At 62.7% G+C, this 9,141-nt stretch carries 5 protein-coding genes and 1 pseudogene; 4 read left to right on the top strand and 2 right to left on the bottom strand.

Annotation, left to right across the window (positions count from 1 at the left end; translation table 11 throughout):
• Window positions 1-204 precede the first annotated feature (204 nt).
• The 3 genes from ACK543_RS07995 (at window position 205) to ACK543_RS07985 (ending at window position 5,827) form a co-directional block, all read left to right on the top strand.
• The gene (locus tag ACK543_RS07995) at window positions 205-702 is read left to right on the top strand and encodes a C40 family peptidase (RefSeq protein ID WP_409942316.1); all 498 of its coding nucleotides are present in this window, start codon (window positions 205-207) and stop codon (window positions 700-702) included.
• Window positions 703-802: 100 nt separating this feature from the next.
• The gene (locus ACK543_RS07990; protein WP_409942315.1) at window positions 803-1,885 is read left to right on the top strand and encodes a 3-deoxy-7-phosphoheptulonate synthase; all 1,083 of its coding nucleotides are present in this window, start codon (window positions 803-805) and stop codon (window positions 1,883-1,885) included.
• Between the two features lie 294 nt (window positions 1,886-2,179).
• Window positions 2,180-5,827 carry an EAL domain-containing protein gene (locus ACK543_RS07985; protein ID WP_409942314.1) on the top strand — a complete coding sequence of 1,216 codons (3,648 nt, stop codon included), beginning with the start codon at window positions 2,180-2,182 and terminating at the stop codon, window positions 5,825-5,827.
• 766 nt (window positions 5,828-6,593) lie between these two features.
• Here the strand turns inward: ACK543_RS07985 and ACK543_RS07980 are convergent.
• A complete protein-coding gene (locus tag ACK543_RS07980; protein WP_409942313.1) occupies window positions 6,594-7,127 on the bottom strand; it encodes a Spy/CpxP family protein refolding chaperone in 534 nt (177 codons plus the stop codon).
• Window positions 7,128-7,717: 590 nt separating this feature from the next.
• Here ACK543_RS07980 and ACK543_RS07975 point away from each other — a divergent pair.
• On the top strand, window positions 7,718-8,770 hold the full coding sequence (locus tag ACK543_RS07975) for a recombination-associated protein RdgC (RefSeq protein ID WP_409942312.1): 1,053 nt from the start codon (window positions 7,718-7,720) through the stop codon (window positions 8,768-8,770).
• A gap of 37 nt (window positions 8,771-8,807) precedes the next feature.
• On the opposite strand, the pseudogene ACK543_RS07970 reads toward ACK543_RS07975, so the two are convergent.
• Window positions 8,808-9,141: pseudogene (locus ACK543_RS07970) on the bottom strand (hypothetical protein); the annotation flags it as partial.

Here is a 9,141-nt window from a genome sequence, read left to right as displayed (position 1 = left end):
GCATGATGAGCGTATATCTGGGGTGCCGGTCGGGTTTGTTGCGTTGAAATGGCCGGACTGGGGGTGAATATCGGGGTTTCTCTGCCCGGTTTCTGTGCGATTACGGAACCCGGGGGATTGGGGTCACGGATTCAGGTAAATCGATATCCCCGGAAGCGGCAGGCCACTGGTCAAGCGCGGGGCTGATCCGATACGCTTGCGTCCATGCGTTGCGCACTCCACTGTCTGACCTGGGTGGCCGCCCTGCTGGTGCTGGGCGGCTGCAGCACCACCGCACCACCATCGTCGGTGGCGCCATCCACCCGCGCTCCGGTCGACTCGTCGCTCACCGACGAGCAGGCCCATGACATTGCCATCCACGCGCTGGGGCTGGTGGGCACGCCCTACCGCTATGGCGGCAACACGCCCGAGTCGGGCTTTGACTGCAGTGGCCTCATTGGTTATGTGTACCGCCACCGCGTGGGCGCCGCCCCGCCGCGCACTGTGGCACAACTCGTCGGTTGGGGGCGGCCGGTGGACAGCGCCGACCTGCGCACGGGCGACCTGGTGGTGTTCGGCTCCGGTCGCTCGGCCTCGCACGCCGGAATTTATGTGGGGCAGGGGCGCTTTGTGCATGCGCCCTCCACGGGCGGCGAGGTTCGCATGGACCACCTGCAGTCGCGCCACTGGATGCGGCAAAACCCTTCATTTCGCCGACCTTGACCCTGGCCTCTGACACCCTGGCGCTTGTTGATAATTGTTACGGAATGGGCTGGATGGGCCTGCTGCTGGGTCGGCGCGTCACGCGACAATCGGGCGCAACATGACCCAAGCAAATCTCAACCCAGCCACCACGCGCATCGACGACACCCGCATCCGCGCCTTGCGGCCGCTGATCACACCTGCGCTGTTGCAGGAATGGTTGCCCGCCAGCCTGGAGGCGCAAATGCTGGTGGAATCCAGCCGCGCAGCCATCTCGCGCATCCTGCACGGCCGGGATGACCGGCTGGTCGTGGTGGTGGGCCCATGCTCCATCCACGACCATGGCCTGGCCATGGGATACGCCCAGCAGCTCAACGTTCTGGCCACTGAGCTCAAGGATGACCTGCTGGTGGTGATGCGCGTATTCTTCGAAAAGCCCCGCACCACGGTCGGCTGGAAGGGCTACATCAACGACCCGCATCTGGATGGCAGCTTTGCCATCAACGAGGGGCTGGAGCTGGCCCGCCAGCTGCTTTTGGACGTGCTCTCGCTGGGCCTGCCGGTGGGCACGGAGTTCCTGGACCTGCTTTCGCCGCAGTTCATCAGTGACCTGGTGAGCTGGGGCGCCATCGGCGCGCGCACCACCGAGAGCCAGACCCACCGCCAGTTGGCCAGTGGCCTTTCATGCCCCGTCGGCTTCAAGAACGGCACGGACGGCAGCGTCAAAATCGCCAGCGACGCCATCCAGGCGGCACAGGCCTCGCACGCCTTCATGGGCATGACCAAGATGGGCCAGGCCGCCATTTTCGAAACGCGGGGCAACTATGACTGCCACCTGATCCTGCGCGGCGGCAAGCAGCCCAACTACAGCGCCGCCGATATTGACGCCACTTGCGAGGTGCTGCGCAAAGCCGGTCTGCGCGAGCAGGTAATGATCGACGTGAGCCATGCCAACAGCAGCAAACAGCACCAGCGCCAGATTGCAGTGGCAGCCGAAGTCGCACAGCAGATTGCCGCCGGTGATGCACGCATTACCGGCGTGATGATCGAAAGCCACCTGGAGGAGGGACGCCAGGACATCGTGCCCGGCCAGCCCCTGCAGCCAGGGGTCTCGGTGACGGATGCCTGCATCAGCATGGAGCAGACGATTCCCGTGCTGGAAGGTCTGGCCGCCGCAGTGCGGGCGCGCCGCGCGCGGGGTTAGGGGACCTCTTCACAGATCCCGGCGGTCTGCGCTGGGAGAAACCCGCACCAGAGCGAGGCTGAAAACCCCGTCCCTCAGTGTAGGATCGGGGGGGTTTCCCAGTGACAGGGCCAGCGCCATCAACAGTGCTTCCATTGCAGTTACACGAAACCGGCATGCCAGACACAGAACCGCGCCAGATCGTTTTTCTGCCTACCTGCAAGCACCCTACCTGACAATGTCGCCCAAGCCATCCGCAAAAGCTGCCGTGTCTGCCTCGCGCGCTACCCCACCAATGGGAAAGGCAGCCTGAACATGTCGGCAGTGCAGCAGCCCGACGAGGCAGACATCAACGCGGCCAGGGGGGAGGATGGCGATGGCATGCGTGATGTGCAAAGCCGCGCCGAGTTACTGCATCTGCAGCAGCGCATCTCATCGCTGTCCATGCCGTTGCCCGAAGTATTGCAACTTGTGGCCGACACCGTGCTGCGCCAGACCCCCGCCGACGGGGCCATGGTGGAGATGCTCCAAGAGCCTTATCTGGTCACCCAGGCTTCGGCGGGCAACCACTTGCGCCCAATAGGACACCACCTTCTGGCCAGCGAAAGTCTGCTGTGGCCTGAACTGAAGCTGGGCCGCCCCGTGCTGTGCAACGACACGGCCGCGCGCGGCTGGAACATGCGCGCGCTACCCCATCGGCACAGCGTGCTGTCGGTGATGGGCGTGCCGCTGCGCACGGGCGGTTCCATCGGGGGCACCCTGATCGTCATCTCTGAGAAGGCACATGCGTTTTGTGCTCGCGACATGGCGCACCTGGAGATCCTGGCGGAATCGCTCGGTGCCATGGTGCACCTGCGCCACATCACCGACCGGTTACACGCGTCGGAGCAGCAATACCGCATGCTGTTCAACGAACATCCTCATCCGATGTGGGTCTACGACAAGCAGACGCTGGAGCTGCAAGCCGTGAATCAGTCCATGGTGCTGCACTATGGCTACTCGGAGGCTGAGCTGCTGGGCATGCGCATGACCGACCTGTGGCCCGAGGAGCGGCGCGAAGCCATCAAAGCCGCGATCGATGCCATCGACATGAACCGGCGCAGCCGCCCGGTGATCAGTCGCCACGTCACAAAGGCGGGCGAGTTTGTCGATATGGAAATCACCGCAGGCAGCATCAGCTTCAACGGCAGGCCCGCACGCCAGGTGCTGGCCACCGACGTCACCGAGCGGCTGCGCACCGAAGGCGAGCTGGCCCGCATGAGCCGCGCCCACCGCCTGCTTAGCGCATGCAACGAGGCGCTGGTGCGTGCCACCTCGGAGGCAGCTCTGCTGCGGGCGATCTGCAAGATCGCGGTGGATATCGGTGGCTACCGCATGGGTTGGGTAGGCTTTGCTTTGGATGATGAGCAAAAGCGCATCGAACCCGTGGCCCACGGGGGCTACAACCCCGACTATCTGGAAAAACTGCGCCTGTCGTGGAGCGAAGACCACCCGTTTGGGCGCGGGCCAGCCGGAATGGCCATTCGTTCGGGCAAGCCGGTGATTGTGCAGGACATTCGTCGTGGGGATCATTTTGGCGAGTGGACCGAGCGCATGCTGCAACATGGCTTTCATGGGGTCATTTGCCTGCCCTTGCGTGATCGCGACCGCACGTTCGGAATTTTGTACCTCTATGCCCCCGAGATCCTGCACATCAGTGCAGAGGAGGCCACGCTGCTTCAGCAGCTTTCCAACGACGTGGCCTTTGGCATTACCAGCCTGCGGGCCCACCAGGCGCAGCAGCGCCTGCAAGCCTCGGTGCTCAAGGTAGCGGCGGCCGTGTCTGCCAGCACCGGCACCAAATTCTTTGAGCAGCTGGTGTGCAACATGGCAGAGGCGGTGGGCGCTCAGGCAGGTTGCGTCGTGCGGCTGCACCCGATGGTGGAGGGGCAGGCACCGCGCGCGACCACGCTGGCCACAGTGGTCGATGGCGTCATGCTGCCCAGCGCCGATTACGACCTGTCAGGAACACCCAGCCTGCGCTTGCTGACACAGCGCGAGCTTGTGGTGACCACGCGGGCGCAACAACAGTATCCGGATGGCCCCTTGCTGCAACGCGTGGCCGCCCAGGGCTATGTGGGACAGCAGCTTTGCAACGCTGATGGCGAAGTCGTCGGCATGGTCTTTGTGCTGTTCCGACAGGCTCTTTGCGAGACGGATTTCATCACGTCCACACTGCAAATCTTTGCCGCGCGGGCTTCGGCAGAGATCGACCGTCAACTGGCCGACGCCCGCATCCGCCACCAGGCGTCGCTGCTGGACAAGGCACAGGATGCGATCATGGTGCGCGATCTGGATCACCGCATCATTTTCTGGAACAAGAGCGCCGAGCGCCTGTACGGCTGGACCCAGCTGCAGGCACTGGGTCAGTCGGTCGAAACACTGCTCTACGATGAAACCACGCACTTCCGCCATGCCATGCAGGCCGTGCTCGAGCATGGTGAATGGACTGGCGAGATCTTGCAACGCCACCGCGACGGCAGCGCCATCGAGGTCGAGGGCCGCTGGACGCTGGTGCGCAGCGATGACGGACAACCCCAGTCCATCCTGGCCATCAATACGGACATCCGCCAGCGCAAGGCCAACGAGCGTGAAATCCAGCGCCTGGCGTTCTACGACGTCCTTACCGGCCTGCCCAACCGCATGCTCCTCATGGACCGTATGCACCAGGCGCTGGCCACGGCACAACGACGCCAACAGGGCGGCGCTCTGCTGTTCATCGACCTCGATAATTTCAAAACCCTGAACGACACCTTAGGCCACGACCAGGGCGACCGGCTGCTGCAGCAGGTGGCGCAACGTTTGAACACCTGCGTGCGCTCGGTGGATACCGTGGCCCGCCTGGGCGGAGACGAGTTCGTGGTGATGCTCGAGGAATTGAGCGCGCAGCCGCACGAGCTTGCCAAGCAAGCGCGCGGCGTTGCCGAAAAAATTCTCTCGCTGCTGGCCCTGCCCTATCCCCTGCAGGGCTACCAGTACCGCAGCACGCCCAGCATCGGTGTAGCGCCGTTCACGGGCAATGCAACCCATGTGGGCGAGTTGCTCAAGCAGGCCGACCTGGCGATGTACCAGGCCAAGACTGCCGGTCGCAACACGGTACGGTTCTTCAACCCCGACATGCAGGCAGTGGTGACTGCGCGCGCAGGGCTGGAGAACGATCTGCGCGCCGCGCTTGCGCAAGAAGAATTAGTGCTGCACTACCAGCCACAGATGCATCACACGGGCCGTTGCGTTGGGGTGGAGGCCCTGGTGCGCTGGGCGCATCCCCAGCGCGGCTTGATTGCGCCGGGCGAATTCATTTCGCTGGCCGAAGATACGGGCCTCATCCTTCCGCTGGGCCGCTGGGTTCTGCATACCGCTTGCAAGTTGTTGGCCAACTGGCAGACCGATCCGAGCTTGCGTAACCTGACCATGGCGGTCAATGTGAGCTCCCGCCAGTTTCGCCACGCGTCCTTTGTGGACGATGTGGTGCGCGTCCTGGCCGTGACGGGCGCGCCCGCCAGCCGGCTCAAGCTTGAACTCACCGAAAGCGTGCTCGTGGAGGACATGGAAGCCACCATCGCCACCATGACTGCGTTGCGCTCCCATGGCGTGCGCTTTGCTCTTGATGACTTTGGGACCGGCTATTCCAGCCTGAGCTACCTCAAGCGCATGCCCCTGGACCAGCTCAAGATCGATCAAAGTTTTGTACGCGACCTCATGACCGATGCCAACGATGCAGCGATCGTGGACACCATTGTGGGTCTGTCGCGCAGCATGGGGCTGCAGGTTATCGCAGAAGGCGTGGAAGCCAACGATCAGCGCGAACTGCTGATCGAGGCGGGCTGCATGCACTTCCAGGGCTACCTGTGCAGTCGTCCACTGACTGCCGACGTGCTGGAGGCCTTTGTACGGCCTCTCTTGGCCGAACCCGATCCAGCATAGCGGGCGTTATCGGCCTGGCTGCCTCTGCAGGGTAGGACAGCGCTTGCGGCCAGTGCCGGGTATGCGCACGGCCATCAAAACCCCTGTGAACCCCTGTAGGCACCGCCGGGAAGCACTGCATCTCCCGCGCCAGCGCAAGCACGCGCAATCGGCAGAGCGTGGAGGAGGTTTCCCCGTGTGTTCAAACGCCCAGTGCGGGCTTCGCGGAATGTTCCTTCAACCTCAAAACGGCATTTGGCTGCATTTGCCAGCGCTGCTGTTGGGGTACCAGGCAAGGTGCGACGACGCGGCAGGCTATTGAGTCGGCATCAACCAACTTGAATGCGTTGATGCGGTTCGAAGCTCTGCGCAAGGCTTCGACAGGCTCAGCCCGAACGGCTGGTTCAAGTTCAAAGGTGCCGACTCAATAACCAAGCTTCGGGCTTATGCACTATCTTCTTCTTATATTTCTTATAAATACATAGTCGTAGTAGTAGAGGCAGTCGTCTGCTGTGGACAAAGGCATTTTTTCGAGCGTTGACCAGCACTTAGGTTGCTGCCAACCATGTGCATGCGACCCTCTTCCTGCTGTCTTGCAGGCGGGGATAAAGATGAGCAAGCACTGTTTTCTGTGGATAAACACCACTTTGATAGAAAAATAATCACAGGTTTGTCCACAGCAACCTTCGATTGGACCTCCTCGCGGGGGGGGATCCTGGCAATCTGGCTTTGATGGCTTGCTGAGAGCATCCCCGCGAGGGGGATGCAGCGCGTGCTTCGGCGGCGGTTATTTCTGTGTCGGTGCAGCCTGGCCCATGGGGCCGCCGCGCGTACCGCCATGCATGCCTTGGTGGCGACCCTTGAAGGCCTGGGCGTCAAACGTCTTTTGTTGCTCTGGCGTGAGCGTTGCATAAAAGGCTTTGGTGGCATCTTCACGGCGATCGGCCTCGGCGGCATGCTGGGACCGCAAGGCACGCATGCGGTCGATTCGCTCCGGGGTGGTCAGCTTGTCCATGTCACCGCGCTCCAGGCCAGGCTTGCGTTCGCCGGGCTGCATGGCCGCAGCGAATGTGGTCCAGGCCGACTCCTGCGCGGGCGTCAGCTTGAGTTGCGCCTTGAGTTGACGCATGCGCTCGTCCTTGTGGGCCTGGCGTTTTTGGTCGCGGCCCATCCCATCAGCACCAGGGTGCTGGCCCATGCGGTGATGGGGCTGGCCTTCTGGGCCGGGCTGCGGCTGTGCCAGGGCGGGTAACGCCAGGGCGGCGGCCAGCACGGCCAGGGTGGCGGTGGTGGCAAGGCGGTGTGTGATGGATCGGTCCATGGTGGGGCTCCTCATGCAGTGGTGGTCTCGCCAGAACGACCGTTGTGGCGATTGGTAAGCAGTGTCTGCCGCGCATGTATCGGTGCGATGGTGGTCCAATGCCGCTGTGTAAAGTTATGACAAGAACTGTGGCATCCGAAGGCGCACGCGCAAGCAAAATCACTTGATAAAAATGCCACTTACGCTCAACCATATTGACTTTATTGCTATTTAATACATAGCAAATTCCTCGAACGCAGCCCACGGTCAGCCTCAAAACGGCAGCTGGATGCATTTGCCAGCGCTGCTGTTGGGGTGCCAGGCAAGGCGCGACGACGCGGCAGGCTCATGCCTGCAAGGAGGAGCAACACCGCATGGCGCTCCAAAAGCGGCGCTGGCAAGTGCATAGCGCTGTCACCCCAAAGGTGAGGCTGCAAAAAACAACCCAAGGCCCGAGTCCACGCGGTGTGCGGCAAGATGACAAGCGGTCAACTGCCGTTTTTAGGGTCACTACAGGCTGGACAATCCAGGCTTGCACCGAGGCTCTGACCCGTCGGTGTTCATCGCTCTATCCCGTGGCACTCCTATTTCTAGATTCAAGAGGTTTTTTTGTGTTCAAAAACATGATCGTGTACCGCATGGCTGCGCCATGGCAGGTGGAGTTGACGCAGGTTGAAGAGGCCCTGGCCAAGGCACCGTTCACGGAGTGCGGCGCAACGCAAGAAAAATCGCTGGGCTGGGTGCCACCGCGTGGCGAGGCCCATGGGCCCCTGGCCGAGTCGGTGGGCGGGCAATGGATTTTGCGCTTCATGGTCGAATCCAAGGTGCTGCCCGGTAGCGTGCTGGCGCGCCGTGTGAAGGAAAAGGCCGAGCGCATCGAGCAGGAAACTGGCCGCAAGCCCGGCAAGAAGGAAAGCCGGCAGCTCAAGGACGAGGCCAGGCTCGATCTTTTGCCCATGGCGTTCACCAAGCAGGGATCGATGTGGGTGTGGATCGACATGGCGGCGCGCCTGCTGGTGCTCGACACCTCCAGCCAGAGCCGTGCCGATGAGGTGGTGACGGCGCTGGTCGAGGCGCTGCCGGGCCTGTCGGTCTCGCTGATCAACACCCAGACCAGCCCGCAGGCGGCCATGTCGCACTGGCTCAAGGAGCAGGAGCCGCCGCTGGGCTTCACCGTAGACCGCGAGTGCGAGCTCAAAAGTGCCACCGAGGAAAAAGCCGTGGTGCGCTATGCCCGCCACCCCCTGGACATCGAAGAAGTGCAGGCCCACATCAGCGCTGGCAAGCTACCCACCAAGCTGGCCCTGACCTGGGACGACCGCGTGAGCTTCATGCTCACCGAAGGCTTGCAGATCAAGAAGTTGACTTTTCTGGACACCGTGTTCGAAGGCACCCAGGCCGACGATGCAGGCTTTGATACCGATGTGGCCATTGCCACAGGAGAGTTGGGCAAACTCATTCCCGACCTGATCGAGGCGCTGGGTGGCGAGGCCGAAAGCGGTGTGGCCAGCGCCGCGCAGGCCATGCCACCTGCCGCAGCCCACGCCGGCAGCGGTCAGGCTGCGGCCGTGCCCGCGCCTGCGGCCAAAGACGTGGTGGGGCTTGTGGTGACCGGGCCCGCCACTGCGCCGGTGGATACCGATCCGGAATCGGCGCCGTTTTAGGGCCGCACAAGCAGGAAGCTGTGGGTGGCCGCAGTCACTACCGCGTGTCGGATGGCGCGCCGCGCGACTGAGCCAGCTTTCGGACTTGCTGCACAAACAATTGGTGCCATTCGGTCTGTGTGCGGTCCTCCACCAATTGCGGCATGAATCCAAAGGCCAGCGTGCGCGGGCCGCGCACCATGATGCCCTGGTCGCTTCGCAGCAGTTCGTTGGCCATCAGCGTGTAGCCCGGGCGCGGCGTGATGGATGCATGGCCGGTATACAGGCGCGGCGAACGCTGAAGGCGATAGATCTTGCCGTCGATCAGGAAGATTCCACCGCCTTTTTTCCACTCGACCTTGGCGATACCGAACACATCATTCATCCAGTCG

It is taken from the genome of Acidovorax sp. (genome assembly GCF_046341535.1).
In the GTDB taxonomy this organism is placed as follows: Bacteria; Pseudomonadota; Gammaproteobacteria; order Burkholderiales; family Burkholderiaceae_C; genus Acidovorax.
This window is presented reverse-complemented; position numbering and strand designations above follow the sequence as displayed.

What these genes read in the sequence shown, in the direction of transcription:
- ACK543_RS07995 (WP_409942316.1), top strand. Translation starts at nt 205, where the DNA reads ATGCGTTGCGCACTCCACTGTCTGACCTGGGTGGCCGCCCTGCTGGTG.
- ACK543_RS07990 (WP_409942315.1), top strand. Translation starts at nt 803, where the DNA reads ATGACCCAAGCAAATCTCAACCCAGCCACCACGCGCATCGACGACACC.
- ACK543_RS07985 (WP_409942314.1), top strand. Translation starts at nt 2,180, where the DNA reads ATGTCGGCAGTGCAGCAGCCCGACGAGGCAGACATCAACGCGGCCAGG.
- ACK543_RS07980 (WP_409942313.1), bottom strand. Translation starts at nt 7,127, where the DNA reads ATGGACCGATCCATCACACACCGCCTTGCCACCACCGCCACCCTGGCC.